The sequence below is a fragment of the Tahibacter aquaticus genome (assembly GCF_004363655.1).
Taxonomy (GTDB): Bacteria; Pseudomonadota; Gammaproteobacteria; order Xanthomonadales; family Rhodanobacteraceae; genus Tahibacter; species Tahibacter aquaticus.
This window is the reverse complement of sequence record NZ_SNZH01000012.1, coordinates 40,389-63,588: the sequence shown is the minus strand read 5'-3', so window position 1 is coordinate 63,588 and position 23,200 is coordinate 40,389. Positions and strand designations below refer to the sequence as shown.

At 64.9% G+C, this 23,200-nt stretch carries 21 protein-coding genes; 8 read left to right on the top strand and 13 right to left on the bottom strand.

Annotated elements, in window-relative coordinates:
* Window positions 1-62: 62 nt before the first annotated feature.
* The 4 genes from DFR29_RS18470 to DFR29_RS18455 all read right to left on the bottom strand — a co-directional run bounded on the left by DFR29_RS18470 (window position 63) and on the right by DFR29_RS18455 (window position 5,466).
* On the bottom strand, window positions 63-3,521 hold the full coding sequence (locus DFR29_RS18470) for a S8 family serine peptidase (RefSeq protein ID WP_133820110.1): 3,459 nt from the start codon (window positions 3,519-3,521) through the stop codon (window positions 63-65).
* Window positions 3,522-3,878: 357 nt separating this feature from the next.
* Complete coding sequence (locus DFR29_RS18465; protein ID WP_133820109.1) at window positions 3,879-4,790, bottom strand: LysR family transcriptional regulator; 912 nt, start codon at window positions 4,788-4,790, stop codon at window positions 3,879-3,881.
* Window positions 4,791-5,138, bottom strand: a complete 348-nt coding sequence (locus DFR29_RS18460; RefSeq protein ID WP_133820108.1) for an ArsC/Spx/MgsR family protein — start codon at window positions 5,136-5,138, stop codon at window positions 4,791-4,793.
* A gap of 88 nt (window positions 5,139-5,226) precedes the next feature.
* Window positions 5,227-5,466 carry a hypothetical protein gene (locus DFR29_RS18455; RefSeq protein WP_133820107.1) on the bottom strand — a complete coding sequence of 80 codons (240 nt, stop codon included), beginning with the start codon at window positions 5,464-5,466 and terminating at the stop codon, window positions 5,227-5,229.
* A 568-nt stretch (window positions 5,467-6,034) separates the two neighbouring features.
* On the opposite strand from DFR29_RS18455, the gene DFR29_RS18450 reads away from it, so the two are divergent.
* Both DFR29_RS18450 and DFR29_RS18445 read left to right on the top strand, forming a co-directional pair.
* A complete protein-coding gene (locus DFR29_RS18450; RefSeq protein ID WP_133820106.1) occupies window positions 6,035-6,751 on the top strand; it encodes a CsgG/HfaB family protein in 717 nt (238 codons plus the stop codon).
* Window positions 6,752-6,850: 99 nt separating this feature from the next.
* The gene (locus tag DFR29_RS18445) at window positions 6,851-7,264 is read left to right on the top strand and encodes a phosphatase domain-containing putative toxin (RefSeq protein WP_133820105.1); all 414 of its coding nucleotides are present in this window, start codon (window positions 6,851-6,853) and stop codon (window positions 7,262-7,264) included.
* Window positions 7,265-7,402: 138 nt separating this feature from the next.
* On the opposite strand, the gene rluB is transcribed toward DFR29_RS18445, so the two are convergent.
* The 4 genes from rluB to DFR29_RS18425 form a co-directional block, all read right to left on the bottom strand.
* On the bottom strand, window positions 7,403-9,253 hold the full coding sequence (gene rluB / locus DFR29_RS18440) for a 23S rRNA pseudouridine(2605) synthase RluB (RefSeq protein WP_133820104.1): 1,851 nt from the start codon (window positions 9,251-9,253) through the stop codon (window positions 7,403-7,405).
* Complete coding sequence (gene scpB / locus DFR29_RS18435; RefSeq protein WP_133820103.1) at window positions 9,250-10,371, bottom strand: SMC-Scp complex subunit ScpB; 1,122 nt, start codon at window positions 10,369-10,371, stop codon at window positions 9,250-9,252. Before scpB ends, rluB begins: the two co-directional genes overlap by 4 nt.
* Window positions 10,371-11,285 carry a segregation and condensation protein A gene (locus DFR29_RS18430; protein WP_133820102.1) on the bottom strand — a complete coding sequence of 305 codons (915 nt, stop codon included), beginning with the start codon at window positions 11,283-11,285 and terminating at the stop codon, window positions 10,371-10,373. The genes scpB and DFR29_RS18430 overlap by 1 nt, the downstream gene beginning before the upstream one ends.
* 234 nt (window positions 11,286-11,519) lie before the next feature.
* Window positions 11,520-12,137, bottom strand: a complete 618-nt coding sequence (locus tag DFR29_RS18425; RefSeq protein ID WP_133820101.1) for an L-threonylcarbamoyladenylate synthase — start codon at window positions 12,135-12,137, stop codon at window positions 11,520-11,522.
* Here DFR29_RS18425 and dinB point away from each other — a divergent pair.
* Together dinB and DFR29_RS18415 are read left to right on the top strand one after the other, a co-directional pair.
* A complete protein-coding gene (dinB, locus tag DFR29_RS18420) occupies window positions 12,129-13,379 on the top strand; it encodes a DNA polymerase IV (RefSeq protein ID WP_208113646.1) in 1,251 nt (416 codons plus the stop codon). The two genes, DFR29_RS18425 and dinB, sit on opposite strands and share 9 nt — an antisense overlap.
* Before the next feature lie 147 nt (window positions 13,380-13,526).
* Complete coding sequence (locus tag DFR29_RS18415; protein ID WP_243746102.1) at window positions 13,527-13,874, top strand: PilZ domain-containing protein; 348 nt, start codon at window positions 13,527-13,529, stop codon at window positions 13,872-13,874.
* A gap of 143 nt (window positions 13,875-14,017) precedes the next feature.
* On the opposite strand, the gene DFR29_RS18410 is transcribed toward DFR29_RS18415, so the two are convergent.
* Window positions 14,018-15,700, bottom strand: coding sequence for a long-chain-fatty-acid--CoA ligase (locus tag DFR29_RS18410; protein ID WP_133820099.1), 1,683 nt, complete (start codon window positions 15,698-15,700; stop codon window positions 14,018-14,020).
* Between the two features lie 158 nt (window positions 15,701-15,858).
* Here DFR29_RS18410 and DFR29_RS18405 point away from each other — a divergent pair, with 158 nt between their 5' ends.
* From DFR29_RS18405 to DFR29_RS18395, 3 genes are all read left to right on the top strand, one after another.
* On the top strand, window positions 15,859-16,284 hold the full coding sequence (locus tag DFR29_RS18405) for a nuclear transport factor 2 family protein (RefSeq protein WP_133820098.1): 426 nt from the start codon (window positions 15,859-15,861) through the stop codon (window positions 16,282-16,284).
* A 181-nt stretch (window positions 16,285-16,465) separates the two neighbouring features.
* Window positions 16,466-16,912 carry an antitoxin Xre/MbcA/ParS toxin-binding domain-containing protein gene (locus DFR29_RS18400; RefSeq protein WP_133820097.1) on the top strand — a complete coding sequence of 149 codons (447 nt, stop codon included), beginning with the start codon at window positions 16,466-16,468 and terminating at the stop codon, window positions 16,910-16,912.
* On the top strand, window positions 16,909-17,406 hold the full coding sequence (locus DFR29_RS18395; protein ID WP_166654192.1) for an RES family NAD+ phosphorylase: 498 nt from the start codon (window positions 16,909-16,911) through the stop codon (window positions 17,404-17,406). The genes DFR29_RS18400 and DFR29_RS18395 overlap by 4 nt, the downstream gene beginning before the upstream one ends.
* Window positions 17,407-17,534: 128 nt before the next feature.
* Here DFR29_RS18395 and acnA read toward each other — a convergent pair whose 3' ends face one another.
* The 4 genes from acnA to DFR29_RS18375 form a co-directional block, all read right to left on the bottom strand.
* Window positions 17,535-20,231, bottom strand: coding sequence for an aconitate hydratase AcnA (acnA, locus tag DFR29_RS18390; RefSeq protein WP_133820095.1), 2,697 nt, complete (start codon window positions 20,229-20,231; stop codon window positions 17,535-17,537).
* Between the two features lie 257 nt (window positions 20,232-20,488).
* Window positions 20,489-21,112, bottom strand: coding sequence for a high frequency lysogenization protein HflD (gene hflD / locus DFR29_RS18385; RefSeq protein ID WP_133820094.1), 624 nt, complete (start codon window positions 21,110-21,112; stop codon window positions 20,489-20,491).
* Between the two features lie 4 nt (window positions 21,113-21,116).
* Window positions 21,117-22,205: a tRNA 2-thiouridine(34) synthase MnmA gene (mnmA, locus tag DFR29_RS18380; RefSeq protein WP_133820248.1), complete on the bottom strand. Its 1,089-nt coding sequence runs from the start codon at window positions 22,203-22,205 to the stop codon at window positions 21,117-21,119.
* Between the two features lie 30 nt (window positions 22,206-22,235).
* Window positions 22,236-22,724 (bottom strand): NUDIX hydrolase, encoded by a 489-nt coding sequence (locus DFR29_RS18375; RefSeq protein WP_133820093.1) that lies wholly within the window; start codon window positions 22,722-22,724, stop codon window positions 22,236-22,238.
* Between the two features lie 110 nt (window positions 22,725-22,834).
* On the opposite strand from DFR29_RS18375, the gene clpS reads away from it, so the two are divergent.
* Window positions 22,835-23,161, top strand: coding sequence for an ATP-dependent Clp protease adapter ClpS (gene clpS / locus DFR29_RS18370; protein WP_133820092.1), 327 nt, complete (start codon window positions 22,835-22,837; stop codon window positions 23,159-23,161).
* Window positions 23,162-23,200: the final 39 nt, after the last annotated feature.

The following is a 23,200-nucleotide window of genomic DNA, read 5'->3' as shown; positions in this document are numbered from 1 at the left end:
AAAAAGCCGCCCGGAGGCGGCCTTTTTTTACGCTGCCGGCAAGCCGGCACTGCATTTGCTGCTTACGGTTCGAAGCCGTTGCGGAAGATCTGGTCGACCGGGGCGGCCGAGCAGCCCTGTACCTTGACGTCGTCCACGTACCAGCCGTGCGGCGTAAGGCCGACGCTGCTGTCAGAGGAGACGCGGAAGCGGAAGCGCACGGTCTGCCCGGCATAGCTGTTCAGGTCGACCACCGACTTCTTGTAGGCACGCGTACCGCACCAGGCCTGCAGGCCGTTGCCCGGACCGTCGTTGAGCGCGCCGGTATACGGATCGGTCAGCAACTGGGCGTTCGGCACCTGGGTCCAGCTGGTGCCGTTGTTGGTGGAGATTTCCAGCAGGCCGCCATCCCAGCAGCCGCCGGCCGTGCGCGGTTCCAGATTGAGGTCGCTCTGGAAGCTCAGGGTCAGCGGCGACTGGCCGGCCGGCAGGACAACTGCCGGCGAGATCAGCAGCTGGTTGCTGGTGGTGGCCAGGTCGACAGCCAGCCAGGACTTGGTCGGCGAGAGCGGACGTGCCGAGCTGACTGCCCAGGTCGAGGCACCGGTGCTGCCGGTGGTGGCCCAGGTGCTCATGTCGCCTTCGATGTCGTTGCTGAACACCACGTTCGGCGTCTGTGCATCGTCGCAATCGCCCGGTGCCGGCGCGGTCTTGAAGGTGAACACCGGAGCATTGTTGCTGGTGCCGCAGACGTTGGCGGCACGTACACGCCAGTAGTAGCGCGTGTTGCTGTTGAGTGCCGGGGCGACTGCCACCGAGTTCGCGGTACCGACCACGTTCTGGGTGAAGACGATGGCGCTGAAGCCTGCATCGGTCGCCACTTCCACCGTGTAGTTCTTGGTCTGGGCCGAAGCCGACCAGCTCAGGGTGGGGTTCAGGGCCACTAGGGTGGCGTTGTCGGCGGGTGCGGTCAGCGTCGGCACGGCCGGCGTCAGTGTTGCCAGCACCAGGCTCAGCGGCAGGGTCTGGTTGCCGCTGGCTGAACTCGCATCGACGTTCATGCTGTAGCTGCCTGCAGCCGCGCTACCCGGGACGAAGGTGGCCGTGGCCGAATTGCCCGGTACGACGCTGGACGGCGACACGTTGAGCGTGGCGCCGGCGGGTACGTTGCTGGTGGTCAGGGCGACCGGAGTGGTATAGCCCAGGATGCTGCCGACGTTGACCGTGAAAGCCGTCGAACCCGGCGAGCACAGTTCCACCGAGCCGGGCGTGGCGAGCAGGCTGTAGTTCGGCGTCAGCGCGCAGTTGTCGCAGATCAGGGCGAAGTCCTGGTCGGTCGCGTCGCCGGTGGCGGGAATGCCGTTGCCGGGCAGGGTGGTTGCGCGAACCGTGACCATGAGCGAGCCGCTGGCACCGGCGGGCAGGAATACATTCTCCACATTGTTCTTCGCATCGGCGGTTCCGCCGGTGGTGGAGATGCCTGCCGTGAGTACGTTGCCCTTGTAGGTGTTGGCGCCGTTGGTCACTTCCAGGTCGAGATTGTTGACCAGGGCCGGGTTGGCACCGACCGCGCCGGGCGCGTCGGTCCAGGCCAGGGTGATGCGCACGGGCTTGGTCGGATCGGCAATGCCGGCCGAGACGATATGGCTTTCGCCAGCGTTGTCCAGCACTACGGTCTGGTCGACCATATGGCGCGGCGAGGCACCGCCGACGCTGCGCGGCAGGTTGATGCGGCCCCAGCCTTCGTTGTTGTTCGGCACGTCGGCGCTGGCGCCGATGTCGATGGCGCCGTTGACCAGCAGGGCCTTGGCCATGGCCGGGCTGGGCGTCGCGCCGCTGTGGTTGGAACGCCACCATTCGGTCAGCACCGCGACTGCGCCGGCAGTATGCGGCGAGGCCATGCTGGTGCCGCTGCACATCGCGTAGTGGCTGGCTGTGCCGCTGATGGCCGTGGCACAGGCGGTGCCGCCGGCGCGACGCATGGTCGAGGCGATCTGCTCGCCCGGCGAAGCGACGTTCGGCAGCACGCGGCCGTCGACCGCAGGGCCGCGGCTGGAGAAGCTGGCGATGTCGTTGATCGCACCGACGCGGAAGTTGCGCGAGGCGGCGGTGATGATCGGATTTTTCGCTTCCTTGGGCGCGGTCAGCGTGTTCGGATTCGGGCCGGAATTGCCGGCGGAGAACGCAATGATGTACGGCTGGCTGCCGGCGGTATCGAAATCGCCGTCGCGCACCATGGTGTCGAAGGTACGTTCACTGGCCTGATAGCCGTGGTTGGCACCTTCGCCGGTAGTCCAGCTGGCATTGGTGCCGATGGCATTGCCGGCGATGCCGCGCTTGGACAGTTCCTGCCAGCCCGCGGCCGGCGGCCACGGCGCACCGCAGTCGACGGTTGCCATGGCGTAGATCTGCGCGCCCTTGGCCACGCCCAGGCCGTAGTAGAAGCCGGCCGCATCGGTTTCTGCGACGCTGCCGCCGGGACCGTCGCCCAGGCCCTGGCCGGCGATGATGCCGGCCACGTGGGTACCGTGGCCACCGTTGGAATTATCGTCGCCACCGGCCGGGCTGGAGCAGCCGGGGAAGGTATAGCCGCCGACGATGCGCGCCTGCAGGTCCGGATGGGTCAGGTCCACGCCCGAGTCGGTCACGCCCATGATCACGCCGGCGCCGCTATAGCCGAAGGTGGTCAGCCAGGGCGAATAGCCGAGCTGCGGCTGGTTCGAGGCGTTGTAGTTGCCGGCCACGATCTGGTCGGACATTTCGTCTTCGAAAAAGCCGCGCGGGCTGGCATAGGCCACCGCGACGACTTGCGGCAGCGCGGCCAGCTGGCCGAGCTTGTCGGCGTCGACCTGGATCCACGCGTCGAAGAAGGCTTTGTCCGGCTGCGCCGGCGCATGCGTCAGCACGGTGGCGCCCAGCTTTTCCAGCTCGCCGATCAGGCCGGTGACATTGCCATCATTGTAGAAATGCACATCGATATTGCGGATGCGGCCGTTGTAGCGGCTCAGTTCCGGATTGATCTTGAAGCTGTCGAGGAAACCGCCCTGCCAGCGCACATGCGGCATGGCGACAGTTTCGGCGACGCTGTCCATGCGGCCCCAGACCAGGAAAGCTTCGCCCGGATAGTACTGCAGCACGCGCAGTCCGCGCGCTTCCAGCTCGTCGCGCCAGGCTTGCTTGATCGGTGCATCGAATTGCACCAGATGCAGGCCGTAGCCATCGCTGGTGGTCGGGAAGAAGCCGGCGCGGGACTGGGCCGGATTGCGCAGCGGATCGAAGTCGACCTGGTTGAAGCGGATGCGGCCTGCATCCTCGATCACACTGGCCTGTTTCGTTTGAGCCAGCAGTTTCTGCGCGTCGGCGGCGGTGAGTTCCAGCACCTGGAAGCTGCCGTAGCCCTCGCGGCTGAGCGGAGCAATGGAGAGGGCCTCAAGCACTGAGCCGGCGGAATGGTCCAGACGCACGCGGACGGTGTCGGCGGCATGGGCCAGGGCGCTGCCGCCAAGCAAGGCAGCGAGAGCGAGATACAACGGTTTACGCATGATGACTCCCCAAGATTGAATCAGCAGATGAGCATTTGCTGTTCCTGCCCGCGACGACGCGCAACTCGCCGTAGCTGCCTCCCTGGCCGGGCAGGAATGGATCGGCTGACAAGGGCTGCTACAGGTGCAGCCGCATGCAGACCGACTGACCTCCCATACCGGTGCGTCCCTGTCGCACCGTTCGGGTCCGTGTGCAGGAGGTCATCGCCGACTATAGGACAAGATTCGACGGGCGCCTACGGCGGCGCACGGTGGGTGCCTGGAGTGGCGGCGGAGGCGTTTGCCGGGCAGGCGACGGGCTCGCACGGTATTGCCGCTGCGCCCGCAGCAGGGCGGTAGTTGCGGCGCAGTACGGGCTCAGCCGGGCGGACGGTCCCAGTACGGTTCCGGGCCGAAGCGCTCGACCAGGAAATCGATCAGGCTGCGCGTCTTGGCAGGTACCGTGCGGCCGGCGGCATAGACCGCATGCACGGCGATGTCGGGAATCTGCCAACTCGGCAATACCGGTACCAGCTCGCCGCGATGCAGGCGTTGCCAGACCAGAAAGCTCGGCGACAGGCAGATGCCCAGGCCGGCGATGGCCGCCGAAGCGATCACGTCGCCGTTGTTGACGCGCAATGTGCCGTTGAGATTGACCGTATGCCGCTCGTTGCCACGCACCAGCACGATCTCGTCGCGGCGTGCGGCCAGGGTATAGCTGAGGAAGTTATGTGTGGCCAGATCCTGCGGCTGCTGCGGCTGGCCGGCGCGGGCCAGATAGGCCGGACTGGCCACCAGCAACAGGCGGCAAGGTGCAATGCGCCGCGCCACGAGGCTGGAGTCGGCCAGCCGCGCGATGCGGATGGCCATGTCGAAACCTTCTTCGACGAGGTCGACCTGGCGGTCGTTGAGATTTAGCTCCAGCTCGATGCGCGGGTGGCGCTGCTGGAATTCGGCGATCGCGCTGCCGAGGTGATGGATGGCGAAGGACATCGGCGCTGAGACCCGCAGACGTCCGCGCGGGTCGGCCTGCAATTCTGAGGCGACGGCTTCGGCTTCGTTGAGCGCGCCGAGTATCTCACTCACGCGCTGGTAGTAGCGCTCGCCCGCTTCGGTCAGGCTGAGCTTGCGCGTGGTGCGATGCAGCAGGCGAACGCCGAGTTGTTCTTCCAGCGATTGCACCAGTTTGCTGGCCAGTGCGCGCGAGATTTCCATCTGGTCGGCGGCGGCCGTATAGCTGCCTGCGTCGACGACGCGGACAAACAACTGCATGGCCTGCAGCTTGTCCATTCAGAGGATTTCCAGCGCGCGTTGCGGCGGCCGCGCGATCAGCGCGCGTTCGCCGCAGACGATGACCGGGCGCTGCATCAGCTGCGGGTGGAGCACAAGAGTGGCCACGATGTCGATCGGGCTGCTGTCGCTGGCGATGCCGAGCGCGGCTAATTCGCTTTCGTCCCGGCGCAGCAACGCGGGCGCTTCGTCGCCCAGCAGGTGCAACAGCCGCGCCAGGGTGGCGGCATCGGGCGGCTGTCGCTGGTAGTCGATCAGTTGCGCTGCGATGCCACGGGCGGCGAGCCATTCCAGCAGCGCGCGGCATTTGGAGCAGTGCGGGTTGTAATAGACAGTGCAGTCGCTCATGCGGTACGCAGGCGTAGGAACAGCCGACACTGTGCCGTCACGCTGCGCCCGCGGCAAGCGGGAAAGGGCCGCCGGCTGGCGGCGTGGCTCAGGCGGCGATGCCGGCGGCCGGATTCAGCCGCAGCGCGCGGCGTGCCTGGTCCAGTTCGCGCCGGATCACCAGCCTTTCGGCATCGGCGCGCCCGGCGCAGCTGCCCAGCACGTTGCCGTGCTGCGGACAAAGCACTTCGTACCAGCTGGCGCGCACGGTACCCAGGTGATCGCGTTCGTCGATGCGCTCGATCGCGTAACCGAGTACACGTGTTTCCAAAGTGCGCAAAGTGCGCATAGCAGATCTCCAGCGGGTTTGAGCGAGGCGCAGAGCATACTCAGCCCATGTGGAAGTAACGTTAACGTACGGTTGCGACTGGGTTAACGGTGGTCGACAGCGCCAGGGTGGCAGAGTTCCCGGCGCGTTACGGTCGGGTGCTGCGATATCGATACGATTTTATTAATATTTAAATATTTGTATATAGATGCAATGTGGTGGTGCTGCGCGCGGGCGGTGTCGTTGCGGTCGGGCGAGGGGCGCCCGCAGGGCAGGCTGGCCCCCTGGGGAAATCCCTCAGCAAGCTGAACGAAGCACGCGCCCGCCATGACGCCCTTTGCTACGGAAATGCGTATTCAGGAGGCAGACTCGCCTGCGCCAATGTCCGGTTTTGCCCTGACTCGGCGTTCAGGCTGTTTGCATACTGCGGTGGCGGTGGCAACGCTGATGGCGGGGTCGCTAGAATGGCGCCGTTCGCGGCAGCAAACGCGGTCGATGGTGACCTGCTTGTGCGGATACCGGTAGTAGCCGGGCACCGAACGGGGGCAGGGGGCAGCTTACTTATCTGCGGTATTCGAGGAGCAGGAAAATGAAACAGTGGGTCCTTGGTGTGGCACTGGTGCTGACCGGCGCCTTCGGGGCGGGCCCGGTGCTGGCGGCCGGCGGCAAGATCGCCATCGGCGTGGCGGAATTCAAGAACGAGTCGGGAGCCGGCTGGTGGCGCGGCGGCGTGGGCTGGGAACTCTCGGGCATGCTGTCCAACGAGCTGGGCTCCAGCGGCAATTTCACTATTGTCGAGCGCGCCAAGCTGGACAAGGTGCTGGAAGAGCAGAACCTGGCCGCTTCGGGACGCACGCGTGCGGGTACCGGCGCCAAGATGGGCAAGGTCACCGGCGCCGATTATCTGGTCATGGGCACCGTGACCTCGTATGAAGAGAACACGCAGTCCACCGGCGGCGGCATCAGCTTCAAGGGCATTTCGCTCGGTGGCAAGAAAAGCGATGCCTATCTCGCTGTCGATGTACGCGTCGTCAATACCAGCACCGGCGACATCGAGTTCTCGCGCACCATCGAGGGCCGTGCTTCTGGCGGTGGCGTCGCGGTCGGTGTCTATCGCGGCGGCTTCGGTGGCAATCTCGCCTCCGAGAAGAACACGCCTGCCGGCAAGGCGATCCGCGCGGCGCTGGTGGAAATCAGTGAATACCTGGATTGCGTGATGGTCGAGCGCAACGGCTGCGAAAGCGAATACCAGGCGAAGGAATCCGGTCGCCGCGAACGCACCAAGAAATCGCTCAAGCTGGATTAGTTCCGGCCGCAGTGCAGTATTTCGACGGCACCCTTGCGGGTGCCGTTTTACTTTGGGGCATGATGATTTTGCCGGCCACATGGCAAAGGACGACTTCCAATGCGACCTGATGTCTATTGGGTAGACGCAGTCTTGCCGTTACGGTTGGCGATGATGCCAAGGCCGCGCTCCGGCGATTGGCTGGAAGACGAAGTCATCGGCTGGCAGCGGGAAGGCATTGCGACTGTCGTTTGCCTGCTGGAAGCGCAAGAGGTACGCGATCTTGGGCTTGATGCCGAGGCAGCGCTGTGCGTCCGGCACGGCATCGCATTCCTGACGTTGCCAATGCCCGATCGCAGCGTGCCGCCGTCAGAACACGCGTTTCATGCGTTGATCCTGCGCATTGTCGAAACATTGCGCGATTCACGCGGCGTCGGAGTTCATTGCCGAGCAGGAATAGGCCGCTCGGCTTGGTCGCCGCTTGCGTGCTGGCGCAGCTTGGTGTGCCAGCGACGCGAATTTTCGAGGAGTTGAGCCGCAGCCGTGGCGTCGGAGTTCCGGATACGCCCGAGCAAGTGGCTTGGTTCGATCGTTACTGCCGCTGTGCGTCACGGCTGAGTTGAAGGCCGAACCCTGGCTCTTTGGTGGAGCCGGGGCTAGCTGAATCGTCAATCAGCGATTGCCGCTGCGGGGACCACCGCGGTTGCCACCGGGCCTGCCGCCGCCCGGCGGGCGGGCGCCGCCAGCAGGACGGCCTTCGCCGCGATTGCCGCCGGGACGTCCGCCCGGGCCGGCGGAACCGCCGGGGCCAGCCGGGCGGCCGGGGCCGCCAGCGCGAGCGCCCGGACCGCCAGAGCGTGCACCGGGACCGCCGGAGCGTGCGCCCGGACCACCCGGACGACCGCCGCCGGGGCCGCCACCGGGACGTCCACCCGGGCTACCGCCCGGACGGCCACCACCACCGGGACCGCGGCTGCTGCGCTCGCCATACGGCGAGGCGCCCTGGCCGCCACGATTGCCCTGGCGATCACCATAGGCCGGACGTTCGCCATAGCCGATGCGGTTGCCATTGGGTTCAGCGCGATTGCCAGCGTCGCCAGCACCGGCCGGATGGCCGTAAGGCAGGGACGAGCGGTTGCCGCGATTGTCGTCGGCCCGGTTGCTGTCGGCGCGATTGCCGCGATTTTCGCTGCGATCGTTGCTCCAGGGGCGCGCTGCGCCGTCTCCGCGCGGACCACGGTTGGCGCCAGGGCCTGCGTCGCTGCGCGGACCACGCGGCGGACCGCCCCGGCCCGGGCCGGCAGGGCGGCCGGCGCCGCTGCCGCGATTGCCGCCGCGGTTGAATTCGTCGCCGGCCGACCAGGTACGCGGCATCACCACTTCCTGGCCTGGCGCGGCGCGGCGTCCCGGAGCGCGCCGCTGCGGCTTGTCGGTGTTGCCGTCGACGCTGCGGCCGCCGCGGGCGGGGCCGCCGGCACCGCGCGGTGCGCCGCTGCCGGCGCCGGGACCGAAGCGCTTCGGTCCACCCGGGCGGCGGCCGCCCGGGCGGCCAGGGCCGTCATCGCGGATGCGATCGAAACGGGTCAGTTCGCGTGCTTCAGCGCGGTCGGCGCCGATCCAGGCTTGCTGGCCGGTGCGTGGCGCCGGACGGTATTCGGTCACGGCGCTCTGGCTGGCGCGGCGCTGATGGATCACCGGCTGCAAGGTCAACGTGGGTTCGGACTGGCTGGCGCCGCAGAGCTCGCGCAGCGCCTTGGTGTCTTCCGCGTCCAGTTCCTGCGAGTGGCCACGCTTGAGCGGCCGCGGCATTTCAACGGTGCCGTAGCGCACGCGCTTGAGGCGGCTGACCAGGAATCCGGCGGCATCCCACAGGCGGCGCACTTCGCGGTTGCGGCCTTCCTTGATCACTACACGGAACCAGGAATGGCTGCCGCTGCGGCTGATCACACCGATGTCGTCGAAATGCGCCGGGCCGTCTTCCAGCTCGATGCCGGCTTTCAGGCGTTCCAGCACGTCGTCGGGTACTTCGCCATGGACGCGGCAGATGTATTCGCGTTCGATCTCGCTGGACGGGTGCATCAGCGCATTGGCCAGATTGCCGTCGGTGGTCAGCAGCAGCAGGCCGGTGGTGTTGATGTCCAGACGGCCGACGGCGATCCAGCGCTGGCCTTTCAGGCGCGGCAGCTGTTCGAACACGGTCGGGCGGCCTTCCGGATCTTCGCGCGTGGTCACCACGCCCTCGGGCTTGTGGTAGACCAGGATCTGCGCCTGTTCGGCGTCGTCGCGGATCACCACGAACAGCTTGCCGTCGACTTCGACGCGATCGCCGCTCTTCACGCTCAGGCCGATGCCGGCCGGCGTGCCGTTGACGGAGATCTCGCCGTTCTGGATCCGTTGCTCCAGCAGGCGGCGCGATCCCAGGCCGGCATTCGCCAGCACTTTGTGCAGCCGTTCTTCGACGGCCGGTGCGTCGTCGGGCTGCGGGCGTTTGAGACTCAGGGTGCGGCGGGGTGCAGCGGTCATGCGGTGTGCTCCGGGACGTCGTCGGACGTCGTGGGGTCGGCCGGGTCGACGTCATCGTCTTCCGGGAAAAAATCGCTGTCGGCGAATTCGGGGGAGTCAGCGGGGCCTGCGGCGGAATCGTCCGCGTCGGGCCAGTCGTCGACCGGGTCGGGATTGGCTATCTCGTCGGCGTTGTCCTGATCGGCAAGGTCGGCGAGCGGGGTTTCGTGGCCTTCGCTGCGGCCGGCATTGTCGGCGGCGGGTACGAAGGAGGTGTGGGCACTGGCTTCGGGCGTGCCATCGGCGGCGTCCGCGGCAGACGACTGTGCTTCGTCGTCGCCGTCGAAACCTTGCGTAGTATCTGTTTCTGTTTCTGTACTTTGTGGGTTTGCGGAAATTTCCGCAATTTTGTCAGGTTCTACGCTTGCCGCATCTTCTGCGTCTGCCGGTGCCGCGGTCAGCATTTCGTCAGCTGCATCATCGTCGTTTGCGTCATTGCCGGCCGCGGCGGCGGCTTCTGCGACCTCGGCAGCGATAGCCGCCTCGTCTTCCGGCGGCAGTTCCAGCGACGGCGGAATCACCGGTGCCAGATCCAGCTGCGGCTCGTACTCTTCGAGATCGCGGATTTCTGCCAGCGGCGGCAGTTCGTCCAGCGACTTGAGGTTGAAATAGTCGAGGAAATTTCGCGACGTGCCGAACAGTGCCGGTCGTCCGGGTACGTCGCGATAGCCGACGACGCGTACCCATTCGCGCTCTTCCAGCGTCTTGATGATGGACGAGGACACGGCCACGCCGCGGATCTGTTCGATTTCCGCCCGCGTGATCGGCTGGCGATAGGCGATGAGGGCCAGGGTTTCCAGCAGCGCACGGGAATACTTGACCTGGCGCTCGGTCCACAGCCGCGTGACATAGCTGTGCACATCCTCGCGGATCTGGAAACGGAAACCGGAAGCGACTTCCTTCAGCTCGATGCCGCGCTCGGCGTAATCGGCGGTCAATGCCTCCAATGCCGCAGCCACCTGCTCGCCGCCGACGTTTTCGTCTTCCGTGAACAGCGCCACGAGCTGGGCCAGCGTCAACGGCTGCGCGGCGGCCAGCAGCACGGCTTCGACGATACGCTTGAGCAGTTGCGGATCCACTAGTGCGTTTCCTGCCCGGTGGCGGCATCGCGGCCGTCGTCGTCGTGCAGCGACGGATGGTCGCCGTCGACGACCATCGCCTTGATGTAGATCGGGCCGGGTACGTCGTTCTGTACGATTTCGATCAGGGTTTCCTTGGCCAGTTCGAGCATGGCGAGGAAGGTCACGACGATGCCGCGGCGGCCTTCTTCCACATTGAACAGGCTTTCGAAACTGTGGAATTCGCCGTCGCCGAGACGGCCGAGTACGTCGCTCATGCGGTGGCGTACCGACAGTGCTTCGCGCTGGATCGCGTGGTGGCCGCTGAGGTCGGCGCGGCGCAATATGTCTTTCAGTGCGAGCAGCAGTTCCTTCAGTTCCACCGGCGGCGGCAGTCGCACCACGGCGCGTTCCGGCACGTAGGCCGAGGCGATAGAGAAGTCGCGTTCCAGCCGCGGCATGATTTCGATATCGGCTGCGGCCTTCTTGAAGCGTTCGTATTCCTGCAGGCGGCGCACCAGTTCGGCGCGAGGGTCTTCTTCGATGCCTTCGGCGTCCGGCGGGCGCGGCAGCAGCAGGCGCGATTTGATCTCGGCCAGGATGGCAGCCATGACCAGGTAGTCGGCCGCCAGCTCGAGCTTGAGATTGCTCATCAGCTCGATGTAGTCGACGTACTGGCGCGTGATCTCGGCGACGGGGATGTCGAGAATGTCGAGATTCTGCCGGCGGATCAGGTAGAGCAGCAGGTCGAGCGGACCTTCGAATGCTTCGAGGATGACTTCCAGCGCATCCGGCGGGATGTACAGATCCTGCGGCATCTGCAGCACGGGCTGGCCTTTCACGGTCGCCAGCGGCATTTCCTGCTGCTGCGGTACGGGCGTGAAAATGCCTTGGCCCTCGCTGGGCGCGAGTTGCTCGGCAGGCTCGGTAGTCATCAAGAAGCGCTGGTCTCTCGCTATTACGCCGCGTTCACCGCGGCCTGCGGGCAGAAGGGGGCCGATTCGGCCATTGGGTACAAACGACTGCGGCGTGTCTGGCCGTATGCGGCATTGCCTCCCGCAGGCGTACTTCGCGTACGACTGCGCGGCGTGTCCTGCCCCGCGGCCAAAACCATCCGAAATCCTTGTTCAACGAACTGCTGAATCGCCACATCGCCGATTGCGTGGAACTCAGGCGAACGGCACTTCGCCCTTGCCCTGGCGTACGAGCCGCGGCGTGTCGTCCAGGAGATCGATCACGGTCGTAGGTTCGTCGCCACAGAATCCGCTGTCGATAAACAGATCGACGGCGGAACCAACATGGTCATACAGGTCGTCGACTTCCCAGCCTGCCATATCCTCGTCCGGCAGTATCAGGCTGGAGCTCGAAAGGGGCTCGCCTAACGCCTCGACCAGCGCCAATGCCACGCGATGGTCCGGAATTCGGATACCTACAGAACGTTTCTTGGCCTGCTTCAAGTGCCGGGGTACGTCGGCAGCCGCAGGGAGAAGGAAGGTGTAGGGGCCGGGAGTCAGGGATCGGACTATTCGGAACGCCGCGTCATGCATGCGGGCGTACGCGCCGACCTCACTCAAGTTGCGACAGATTAAAGTGAAGTTGTGCCTGCTGTCCAGCTTTCGCAATCGCACAACGCGTTCCTGTGCTGCCTGGGCGTTCAGGCGCCAGCCCAGGGCGTAGCCGGAATCGGTGGGATAGCAGATGAGTCCGCCGCGATCCAGTTCGGCAACGGCTTGCTGTATCAGCCGCGTCTGCGGGTTGGCGGGATGTATTTCGGTGCGTTGGGCCATCAGACGAGCCTGGGCACGCAGACGGATTTCGTCAAGCGCGGCACACTGGCGCACATGAGCAAGCTGCGCGCCATCATCCACGTCGACATGGACGCGTTCTATGCGGCGATCGAGGAGCTCGACCACCCGCCCTGGCGCGGCCTGCCGCTGGTGGTCGGCGAGCTGGGCCCGCGCAGCGTGGTGTCGACGGCAAGTTACGCGGCACGCCGCTACGGTATCCGTTCGGCCATGCCGACGCTGGCGGCGCAGCGACTGTGCCCGCAGGCGCTGTTCGTGCCGGTTCGCATGAGCCGCTATCGCGAGGTATCGGCCGAGGTGTTCGGCGTCTTTGCCGAGGTGAGTCCGGAGATCGAAGGCCTGTCGCTGGACGAGGCTTTCCTCGATGTTACGCGCAGTTTGCGCCTGTTCGGCGGTGAAGTGGAGCGCATCGGCCGCTACCTGAAACAGGAAATCCATCAGCGTACCGGCCTCAACGCCTCGGTCGGCATGGCCCACAACAAGCTGCTGGCCAAGCTGGCGAGCGAACTGTCCAAGCCGGACGGATTCCTGCGCATCCAGCCCGACCAGGTACATGCGGTGCTGGATCCGCTGCCGGTAGGCCGACTGTGGACGGTCGGCAAGGTTGCCGAAGCCAGCCTGCACCGGCTTGGCATCCACACCGTCGGCGAACTGCGTTTTGCCGAACCGCGCCGGCTGTTGCAGGCCTGTGGCAACCAGGCGGCACTGTGGCAGCGCCTGGCCAATGGCCTGGACGAGCGGCCGGTGGACAGTGCGGCGGAGGAGAAATCGGTCAGTGCAGAGTCCACTTTTGTCACGGACCTGACCACCCTCGACCAGTCATTGTCATGGCTGGCGCAACTGGCCGAACGCGTCGGCGAACGCCTGCGTGCGCACGGCCTGCAAGGGCGCACGGTAACGGTCAAGCTGCGCAAGCCGCCGTTCGAGACGCATACGCGGCAGCTCAGCCTGCCGCAACCGAGCGACTCCACCGACGTGTTGCTCGATGCCGGGCGCGAGCTGCTGCGGCGCTGGTGGGCAGCGGAGAAAAGCCCTAGCCTGCGCCTGCTCGGCATCGGCATGAGCCAGTTTGCTCCCGTTCCCCAGAGCGGCCTGTTTGCCGCGCCGGCGGAGCAGGGCGGACGCGACCAGCTGGCTGACCGCATCAACCGCAAGTTCGGCCGTGGCAGTCTGGTGCGTGGCGTGGTGCTGAAATCGCGCAAGCCTGGCCCTGAGGAATCCTGAGCCTGTCGAGGCGGACTATTCCCCAGGGCCGGCGCCAGGATGGCCGCTTGTGTGCCTTTGGCACGATTTGTGATTCGCAACCATTTGATTTTGGCGCGAGGCTTCGCTAAAAGAAGCGAGACCACAGGGGGCTTCAGGATGCTAGGCATGAATGAACGCAACGTGCGCACGGGCATGCGCCCGGCTCGCATGAAGATCCGCTCGGCCGTCATGATGATGCATGGTGGCGACGCGTGGTCCAGCGAGTTGGAGGACATCTCTGCTACTGGCGTGCTGGTGCGCCGGCCCGAGCATTTCACCGGCAAGGCTGGTGACATGTTCGTGCTGGACATGATGATCGGCGACGAACTCAATATTCATCTCGAAGCGACCGTGGCCCGCGTCACCGACGAAAGTGTCGGCTTCGCCTATGCGCGGATTCCGGAAAACAAGGAAGAGCCGCTTTGGAACCTGCTTGGCGGCTATGCGGATTCGATTGAGGCCTATCGCAACTGAGCCTGGACGCGCACCCGGTTATCGACGTTCCGGCCTGAAGTGAAAGGCGCTGCCGTGATGGCGGAACGCCGGAAAAACTGCAGAATTGCCAAACCAAAAAGCCCGCCATCGGCGGGCTTTTTGTTGCACCTGACCAGGTGTGGTCAGGCCGCGGTTTTCGGCGTATCGCGCAATTCGCGCCGCAGGATCTTGCCGACATTGCTCTTGGGCAGCGTATCGCGGAACTCGATGAAGCGCGGCTGCTTGTAGCCGGTCAGGTTGGCCTTGCAATAGGCGCGCAGATCGTCAGCGGTCAGGGCCGGGTCTTTCTTCACCACGACGATCTTCACGGCTTCGCCGGACTTTTCGTCGGGTATGCCGATGGCGGCGACTTCGAGTACGCCTGGATGGGTGGCGACCACGTCCTCGACTTCGTTGGGATAGACGTTGAAGCCTGACACCAGGATCATGTCTTTCTTGCGATCGACAATATACACGTAGCCTTTTTCGTCCATGCGCGCGATGTCGCCGGTATGCAGCCAGCCTTCGCCGGTCAGCACCTTGGCGGTTTCTTCCGGGCGGTTCCAATAGCCTTTCATGACCTGCGGGCCGCGCACGCACAGTTCGCCGCGTTCGCCGATCGGCAGCTGGTTGCCGTCGTCGTCCTGAATGGAGACCTCGGTCGAGGAAATGGGCAGGCCGATGGCGCCGTTGTATTCGGGCAGATCCAGCGGGTTCATGCAGGCGGCCGGCGAGGTCTCGGTCAGGCCGTAGGCTTCGATCAGCGTGACGCCGGTGACTTTCTTCCAGCGTTCCGCCACGGCACGCTGCACCGCCATGCCGCCGCCCAGGGTCAGGTGCAGATGGGAAAAATCCACCTGGTCGAAGCCGGGCGTGTTGAGCAGGCCGTTGAACAAGGTATTGACGCCGGTGATCGCGGTGAACGGTACCTGGCCCAGTTCCTTGACGAAGCCGGCCATGTCGCGCGGATTGGTGATGAGGTAGTTCAGGCCACCGAACTTCATGAACACGAGGCCGTTCGCGGTCAGCGCGAAGATGTGGTACAGCGGCAGCGCCGTGATGATGATTTCTTCGCCGAGCTTGGCGTTGCGGCCTATCCAGGTCGAGGCCTGCTGCATGTTGGCGACGAGGTTGCCGTGGGTGAGCATGGCGCCCTTGGCCACGCCTGTCGTGCCGCCGGTGTATTGCAGGAAGGCGATGTCGTCGTGAGTAAGCTCGGCGCGTCGGAATGTCTGCTTCGCACCGCGGGCCAGTGCATCGTTGAAGCGGATCTGGCCGGGAATCTGGTAGGCCGGCACCAGTTTCTTGACGTACTTGACCACCAGGTTGGTAACCAGCGACTTCGGAAACGACAGCATGTCGCCCAGGCCGGTGGTGATGACGTGCTTGCAGGCGCTGTCCTGCAGTACTTCGGCGACGGTCGCGGCGAAATTGTCCAGCACCACAATGGCGGCGGCACCGGAATCGCTGAGCTGATGCTTCAGCTCGCGCGGCGTATACATGGGATTGGTATTGACCACGGTCAGGCCGGCACGCAGCACACCGAAGATCGCCACCGGATACTGCAGCACGTTGGGCATCATCAGGGCGACGCGGTCACCGCGCTTGAGACCCAGATCGCCGGTGAGGAAGGCGGCGAACTGGCGGCTCAGGCGATCGACGTCGTCATAGCTCAGCACCTTGCCCATATTGGAAAAGGCCGGGCGCTGGCGGAATCGCTCGCAGGCCGACTCCAGTACCGCAACGACCGAGGAAAACTCTTGAAGATCGATCTCGGCCGGAACGCCGGATGGATAGTTCGCGAGCCAGGGGCGTTGGATGCTCATCGGGATTGATGCCTCGAATGCGGGAAGGGCGGGAACGCCACCGTCAAGCGGCGTATGCGCCCGATTGGAGCACACGGGCGGAAAATGCAGCAAGCGGCATTGCAGCGAGAATCGGTCTATGCGCCAATCGGGCTTGATCTCTTGCCGGAAAGCTGCGCATGCGCCGTCTGTTGTTGCTGGTTTTGCTGATCCTGGGCCTGGCCGGCTGCAGCCGGACGCCGGACGAGGAACGTATCCGCGCCGCGATCGCGGCGATGGAGCAGGCCGTGGAAAAGCGCGAACCGCGTGCCTTCATGGAACATATCGCGCCCGATTTCATCGGCACCGATGCGAGTTTTGATCGCGCGGCCATGCACAACCTGATGCGCGCGCAGTTTCTCGGCAACCAAGGGATCAGCGTGCTGCTGGGGCCGATCGAGGTGAATCTGCAGGGTGAGCGCGCCACGGCAAAGATGACAGCGACCCTGACCGGTGGCAGCGGCGGCTGGATTCCCGAGCGCGGAGCGATCTACGACATCGAGTCGGGCTGGAAACGGGACGGTGGCGAGTGGCAATGCATCAGCGCGAGCTGGCAGCAGCGCTGAGGTTCAGGGCTGCTGCGGCTGTTCGCTGCAGCGCTGCCCGGAGCGACTGCGCCGACACCATTTTGCTCCGCCATGCCACAAAAATGCACAGCCGCGGCAACCTCGATGACTTGGCGTGGGCTGGAATCGCCGCGTATATTCCCCATCTGACGGATACTTGACTGTCATTTGGGAGTAAAGCATGAGTGCCGTGGCCGTGGATGTCTCGCGTTTCCTGCAATCCAACCGCAGTACTGCCCGCTTTCGCGTACCGGCTACGGCCCTGCAATTTGACGCCTTGTTGCGCAAAGGCCTGGCCTTGTCGGTCGCCGACGCCGCGGTGGCCACCCTGGGGATTCCGCGCGAACGCCTGGCTCGTCTGCTGCGCGTCAGCCCGTCCACGCTGGAGCGACGCTTCAAGGACAAGGCCGATCTCACCGGCGCGGAAGCCGACGCGCTGTATCGCATCATCGGCGTGCTCGGCGTGGCGCAGCGCGTATTGGTCAGCGACGAGAATGTGCGTTCCTGGATGGCGCGGCCGCAGCCCGGTCTGGGCGGGCGTGTTCCGCTGGACCTGATCGACAACGCCGCCGGTACCGAAGCCGTCACCTTGCTGCTGGAGCAGATCTATCACGGCATCGTGCCGTGATCCTCTGGCGCATCATCCGCAAGGAATTTCTGCGTTCGCCGCTGTCGGTGGAAGGGGCCAAGGCCTGGCCTGGCCGCTGGCATTCGGCGGGCACGGCTGTCCTTTATACCGCATCGGGCGAATCGCTGGCCCTGCTGGAAAAATTCGTCCACCTGGCGCTGGAATTCCGCACGATTCCGCACGTGAAACTGCGCATACAACTGCCTGACGACGCGCTGGTGGAGAACTTCGAGGACGTCGCTGGCGACAAATCCGTCGACTGGCGCAGCGAAGATCCCTCGGCTGCACGGGCCGTCGGCGATCACTGGGCGCGGCATTCCCAGGCGCTGGGCCTGAGCGTACCCAGCGTACTGTCGTCGAGCGAGCGCAACGTGCTGCTGCGCGCGGCTTCGCCCGCATTCGAGCAGTTGCAGATCGTCAGCGCGGAAGAATTTTTCTACGACGAGCGCATGTGGAAAGCGGAATCGCGCGCGGCGCAGAAGCGCAACAAGTAGGCAGGCCATTGCGGCGCGCCGCTGCTGCGACGTGCCGTCCTGTTCAAGGCGGCACGTCGCGAAGTTTGCCGGGACGCCTTCCGCACGACGCAGAAGGCGACCGCTTACCAACGGCCTGGCGCGAAGCCTCAGGCCGCCTTCGGCGCGGCAGCAAGCTGACGCAGCACGTAGGGCAGAATGCCACCGTGGCGGAAGTACTCGACTTCCTTCGGCGTCAACAGCAGTACCTTGACGGTGAAGCGTTTTTCGCCGGCTGCGTTGGTCGCCACGACTTCGATCTCGCGGGCTTCGCCGTCGTTGAGACCGGCAATCTCGAACACCTCATCGCCCTTGAGGCCAATCGTCTGCGCGTTCTCGCCGTCCTTGAACTGCAGCGGCAGCACGCCCATGCCGACCAGATTGGAGCGGTGAATGCGTTCGAAACTCTCCGCGATGACTGCCTTGACGCCGAGCAGCATGGTGCCCTTGGCGGCCCAGTCGCGCGAAGAGCCAGTACCGTATTCCTTGCCGGCCATCACCACCAGCGGCACGCCTTCGCTCTTGTAGCGCATGGCGGCGTCGTAGATCGACATTTTGTCGCCATTGGGATAATGGTAAGTGTTGCCGCCCTCCTCGCCGCCCAGCATCAGGTTCTTGATGCGGATGTTGGCGAAGGTGCCGCGTACCATCACGTCGTCGTTGCCGCGGCGCGAACCGTAGGAGTTGAAGTCGATCTTGGATACGCCGCGACCCTGCAGGAATGCGCCGGCGGGCGAGGTGGCCTTGATGTCGCCGGCGGGCGAGATGTGGTCGGTGGTGATGGAATCGCCGAACAGGCCCAGCACGCGCGCGCCGTGGATGTCTTCGATCTTGCCGACCTGCATGGTCATGCCATCGAAATAGGGCGGGTTCTTGATGTAGGTCGAGCTGTTGTCCCAGGAATAGATCTCGCCTTCGGCCGAGGCGATCTGGTTCCAGCGGCTGTCGCCCTTGAATACGTCGGCGTAGTTCTTCTTGAACATTTCCGGACCGACGGTGGCGGCGATCGTGTCGCCGATTTCCTTGTTGGTCGGCCAGATGTCGCGCAGGAACACGGCGGCACCGGCAGCATCGTGGCCGATCGGATCCTTGCTCAGGTCGGTGTCGACCGTGCCGGCGATCGCATACGCCACGACCAGCGGCGGCGAAGCGAGATAGTTCATCTTCACTTCCGGATGCACACGGCCTTCGAAGTTGCGGTTGCCGGACAGCACCGAGGTGACGACCAGGTCGCCTTCGGCCACGCCGGCCGAGACTTCTTCCGGCAGCGGACCAGAATTGCCGATGCAGGTGGTGCAGCCGTAGCCGACCACGTAGAAGCCGAGCTGCTCCAGGTGCTTGAGCACGCCGGCCTTCTTCAGATAGTCGGTCACGACCAGCGAGCCCGGTCCGAGCGAGGTCTTGACCCAGGGCGCAACCTTGAGGCCCCTGGCCACGGCGTTGCGTGCGAGCAGGCCGGCGCCGAGCATCACGGCCGGATTCGAGGTGTTGGTGCAGGAAGTGATGGCGGCGATGACGACAGCGCCGTCCTTCAAGGTGTATTCGCTGCCGTCCTTGCACACCTTGGCCGAGCCCGGCGTCGCCGACTTGGACTTGGCGGCGCGTGCATCGGACATTGGTGCCAGTGCTTCGCGGTAATTGGCTTCGACATTTTCCAGCAGCACACGGTCCTGCGGGCGCTTCGGGCCGGCGAGCGACGGTTTCACGTCGGCCAGATCGAGGCCGAGGCTGGAGCTGTATTCCGCTTCGGCCTGGCCGGCTTCGCGCCACAGGCCCTGGGCCTTGGCATAGGCTTCGACCAGGTTGATCAGCGTTTCGTCGCGACCGGACAGGCGCATGTAGTTCAGCGCTTCGCCGTCGATCGGGAAGATACCGCAGGTCGCGCCGTATTCCGGCGCCATGTTGGCAATGGTGGCGCGGTCGGCCAGGGCAAGGTGATCCAGGCCGTCGCCGTAGAATTCGACGAACTTGCCCACGACGCCGTGCTTGCGCAGCATCTGCGTGACGGTGAGGACGAGGTCGGTCGCGGTCGCGCCTTCGGGCAGCTTGCCGCTGAGCTTGAAGCCGACCACCTGCGGAATCAGCATCGAGGACGGCTGGCCCAGCATCGCGGCTTCTGCTTCGATGCCGCCGACGCCCCAGCCGAGCACGCCGATGCCGTTGATCATGGTGGTATGCGAGTCGGTGCCGAAGACCGTGTCCGGGAAGGCCCAGCTTTCGCCGCCGATGCTGCGCGTCATTACCACGCGGGCGAGGTTTTCCAGATTGACCTGGTGCACGATGCCGGTATTCGGCGGCACCACCTTGAAGTTGTCGAACGCGTTCTGGCCCCAGCGCAGGAAGGAATAGCGTTCGATATTGCGGCCGAATTCGATCTTGCCGTTGAGATCGAGGGCTTCGGGCTTGCCGAATACATCGACCTGGACCGAGTGGTCGATGACCAGTTCCGACGGAATCTGCGGATTGATCTGGCTGGCGTCGCCGCCGAGCTTGACGACGGCATCGCGCATGGCGGCAAGGTCGACGACGCAGGGCACGCCGGTGAAGTCCTGCAGCACGACGCGGGCCGGCATGAACGAGATTTCGGTATCCGGTTCTTTCGTGGGGTTCCAGTTGGCGACGGCTTCGATCTCTTTCGCCGTGACATTCACGCCGTCCTCGTGACGCAGCAGGTTCTCCAGCAGGATCTTCATGGAGAACGGCAGGCGCTTGAGGTCATAGCGCTCGCCGAGCTTGGCGAGGCTGGCGATGGTGTAACGCTGACCATTGGCCTCGATCGAGGTCTTGGTCGAGAAAGAGTCTTTCATTCCGTTCTCCTGGCGTGCAGCGGCTGGAACCGAGTGGGGCGGGGGCAGTACATGCGCGGGCGGCCGGAACAGTCGGGCCGGCCCGGCGGCTACCCCGAAAAAAAGCGGCACATTATGCCTCAAACGAGCGTTTTACTGGAGGCTTTCGCGTCGACTTTGGTCGCCCTTGTGCCGCAATGGCATATCGCTGGATGGTCGACCGGCACGAGCATACGCGAGCCGGAACAGCTGGACCGATTCAATTCGGCCAGTTCATCTCAGCCGCCGTCGAGCTTGGCCCGGCTCAGCAGGCCACGCGCCAGCATCACCACCTGCTTGCGCTTGAACAGCAGATGCCATTGGCTGCCGCCCAGCTGACGCCACAATACGGCGGCGCGCACCCCGGCGAGGAGTGTGGAGCGGATTCGCTCCACCTGTGCCGACTGCTGCAGATAGAGCGGATTGCCCTGTACCACGACGCGCGGCCGCAGATTCGACAAGGTGGAAGCGTACAGTTCGGACAGGCGCGCCAGCACGCTGGTGTGCACTACGCCGAGGTGGTCGACCTGACGCTGGATCGCTTCGATGCCTTCGCGCAGTGTCTGCAGCATGCCCGGCCGGCCGGAAAGCTTGCGCTCCACGCGCAGTACCGACACCGCGATCTGGCTGATGGCGAGTTCGCCCGGATTGCGTTCCAGTTGCTGGATCAGCGCCTCCAGGCCCATGCGCACGCCGACCACGCCGCCGAAGGCCTCGGCCGCGTCGTTCACGTCGATGCGCAGGATGCTGGCAATGCTGGCCTCCAGGGCGCTCGCGTCCTGCGATCCGGTGGTGGCTGTCGCCCGCACCAGCGCGGCGGACTGGAACACCCCGGCTAGTGCGACGACTTGTGCTTCGTTCATGCTTTCATCCCTGTAGGCCGCCGTAAGGTGCGTCAGTGGCGTCGATGATGGCGCCGCCCAGGCATTCCTCCTCGCGGTAGAAAACGATGGACTGTCCGGGCGTCACTGCGCGCTGCGCGGTATCGAATGTCACCATGAGGCCGTCGACGGCAAATTCCAGCGTGCAGGGCTGGTCGGTCTGGCGGTAGCGGGTCTTGGCGGTACAGCGAAAACCATCTGGCGGTGGGCTGCCCGCAGTCCAGCTGGCTTCGCTGGCGCGCAGGCGCGACGAATCCAGCCAGTGATTGCTGTTGCCCTGGGCAACGTAAAGAATCTTGTCGGCGACGTTCTTGCCGACGACGTACCAGGGCTCGCTGCCGGCATCGCGGCGCCCGCCTATGCCCAGGCCCTGGCGCTGGCCCAGGGTGTAATACATCACGCCCTGGTGCTGGCCGAGCAAAGTGCCGTCTGCTGTCCGAATCTCTCCGGCCTGGGCAGGAATGTACTGGGCCAGGAACGCGCGGAAGTCGCGCTCGCCAATAAAGCAGATGCCGGTCGAGTCCTTCTTCGCATGCGTGACCAGTCCGGCCTCGCGCGCAAGTTCGCGCACCTGCGGCTTGGGCAGCTCGCCGATGGGGAATTCGGTAGCGGCCAGCTGTTCCTGGCCCAGGGTGTAAAGAAAGTAACTCTGGTCTTTGTTGTCGTCGCGCCCACGTAGCAGACGGTGGCGTCCGTCGCTTTCAGCGACGCGGGCATAGTGGCCGGTCGCGATCTTGTCGGCACCCAGTTCGCGTGCATGCTGCAGGAAGGTGCGGAACTTGATCTCGCGATTGCACAGTACGTCCGGATTCGGCGTTCGCCCGGCGCGATACTCCGCCAGGAAATGCGTGAACACCTGCTCCCAGTATTCGCCGGCGAAGTTGCGCGCATGGAACGGCAGCTCCAGCGCTGCGCAGACGCGCAGGGCATCGAGCCGGTCGCGGTCCGCGTCGCATTCGCCCAGGCGGCCGTCGTCTTCCCAGTTCTTCATGAACAGTCCGGCGACGTTGCGGCCCTGGCGCTTGAGCAGCAGCGCGGCGACGGAGGAGTCCACGCCGCCGGAGACGCCAAGCATGATCAGGGGCTCAGCCACGTGCCGTCGCCATCAATCGGTCCGGTAGTCCAGCGCCGTCAGCGGCAGGCGCTGGCCGCCGAGCCAGGCGTCGATGCTGGCGAGGATCAGTGGGCTGCGCAGACGCGCACCGGCGGCCTCGATCTCGCTGCGGCTCAGCCACAGCGCCGCCTGTATGCCCTGGTCGAGAGACTGTTCCGGATGGTGGCGAAGCGCTGCGGCAGCAAAGGTAAAGCGCAGGAAATGCCGGTTCTGCGGCGAATTGCTCCACTGGTACGCACCGACCAGGCTGACGATTTCGACATCCCAGCCTGTTTCCTCGCGGGTCTCGCGCCGGGCTGCCTCAAGCAGCGACTCACCCGGCTCCAGGTGGCCGGCGGGCTGGTTCAGCAGTAGCCGGCCATGTACATGCTCTTCCACCAGCAGGTAACGGCCGTCTTTCGGCACGATAGTCGCAACGGTGACACGGGGGCGCCAGATCGCATCGTCGTCAGCGCCGGAGGCAGGGTTTGCGGGAGTCATTCGGCCAATGTTACACGAGCGACGCCTGTTCCCCGGCGACCTTGCAAAGCCCGCTAAAGCCACCATTAGCGGCGCTATACTCGATTCAGGCACAGGAATGCGGTCGAACCATGTCAGGCAATACCGAAGATCGTCCAGATCACGAACATGGCCTTGCGGTCGAAGAAGCGCGCCCGGAATTGGCGCGGCCGCCCATGTACCAGGTCCTTTTGCTGAACGACGACTACACGCCCATGGACTTTGTGGTCCATATCCTGCAGTCCTTTTTTGGCCTCGCCTACGAGCGCGCGCACGAGGTGATGCTGAGCGTTCATTTGCGCGGCCGTGGCGTATGCGGGCTGTATACGCGGGAAGTGGCAGAAACCAAAGTCACTCAGGTCAACGAATTTTCACGTTCCAACCACCATCCGTTGTTGTGCACCATGGAAAAAGCCTGAGTGGTCCCCATCTCCGGCGCATCCTGATACAGGGGTAAG

What these genes read in the sequence shown, in the direction of transcription:
- DFR29_RS18470 (WP_133820110.1), bottom strand. Translation starts at nt 3,521, where the DNA reads ATGCGTAAACCGTTGTATCTCGCTCTCGCTGCCTTGCTTGGCGGCAGC.
- DFR29_RS18465 (WP_133820109.1), bottom strand. Translation starts at nt 4,790, where the DNA reads ATGGACAAGCTGCAGGCCATGCAGTTGTTTGTCCGCGTCGTCGACGCA.
- DFR29_RS18460 (WP_133820108.1), bottom strand. Translation starts at nt 5,138, where the DNA reads ATGAGCGACTGCACTGTCTATTACAACCCGCACTGCTCCAAATGCCGC.
- DFR29_RS18455 (WP_133820107.1), bottom strand. Translation starts at nt 5,466, where the DNA reads ATGCGCACTTTGCGCACTTTGGAAACACGTGTACTCGGTTACGCGATC.
- DFR29_RS18450 (WP_133820106.1), top strand. Translation starts at nt 6,035, where the DNA reads ATGAAACAGTGGGTCCTTGGTGTGGCACTGGTGCTGACCGGCGCCTTC.
- DFR29_RS18445 (WP_133820105.1), top strand. Translation starts at nt 6,851, where the DNA reads ATGCGACCTGATGTCTATTGGGTAGACGCAGTCTTGCCGTTACGGTTG.
- rluB (WP_133820104.1), bottom strand. Translation starts at nt 9,253, where the DNA reads ATGACCGCTGCACCCCGCCGCACCCTGAGTCTCAAACGCCCGCAGCCC.
- DFR29_RS18430 (WP_133820102.1), bottom strand. Translation starts at nt 11,285, where the DNA reads ATGACTACCGAGCCTGCCGAGCAACTCGCGCCCAGCGAGGGCCAAGGC.
- DFR29_RS18425 (WP_133820101.1), bottom strand. Translation starts at nt 12,137, where the DNA reads ATGGCCCAACGCACCGAAATACATCCCGCCAACCCGCAGACGCGGCTG.
- DFR29_RS18415 (WP_243746102.1), top strand. Translation starts at nt 13,527, where the DNA reads ATGAATGAACGCAACGTGCGCACGGGCATGCGCCCGGCTCGCATGAAG.
- DFR29_RS18410 (WP_133820099.1), bottom strand. Translation starts at nt 15,700, where the DNA reads ATGAGCATCCAACGCCCCTGGCTCGCGAACTATCCATCCGGCGTTCCG.
- DFR29_RS18405 (WP_133820098.1), top strand. Translation starts at nt 15,859, where the DNA reads ATGCGCCGTCTGTTGTTGCTGGTTTTGCTGATCCTGGGCCTGGCCGGC.
- DFR29_RS18400 (WP_133820097.1), top strand. Translation starts at nt 16,466, where the DNA reads ATGAGTGCCGTGGCCGTGGATGTCTCGCGTTTCCTGCAATCCAACCGC.
- acnA (WP_133820095.1), bottom strand. Translation starts at nt 20,231, where the DNA reads ATGAAAGACTCTTTCTCGACCAAGACCTCGATCGAGGCCAATGGTCAG.
- hflD (WP_133820094.1), bottom strand. Translation starts at nt 21,112, where the DNA reads ATGAACGAAGCACAAGTCGTCGCACTAGCCGGGGTGTTCCAGTCCGCC.
- mnmA (WP_133820248.1), bottom strand. Translation starts at nt 22,205, where the DNA reads ATGCTTGGCGTCTCCGGCGGCGTGGACTCCTCCGTCGCCGCGCTGCTG.
- DFR29_RS18375 (WP_133820093.1), bottom strand. Translation starts at nt 22,724, where the DNA reads ATGACTCCCGCAAACCCTGCCTCCGGCGCTGACGACGATGCGATCTGG.
- clpS (WP_133820092.1), top strand. Translation starts at nt 22,835, where the DNA reads ATGTCAGGCAATACCGAAGATCGTCCAGATCACGAACATGGCCTTGCG.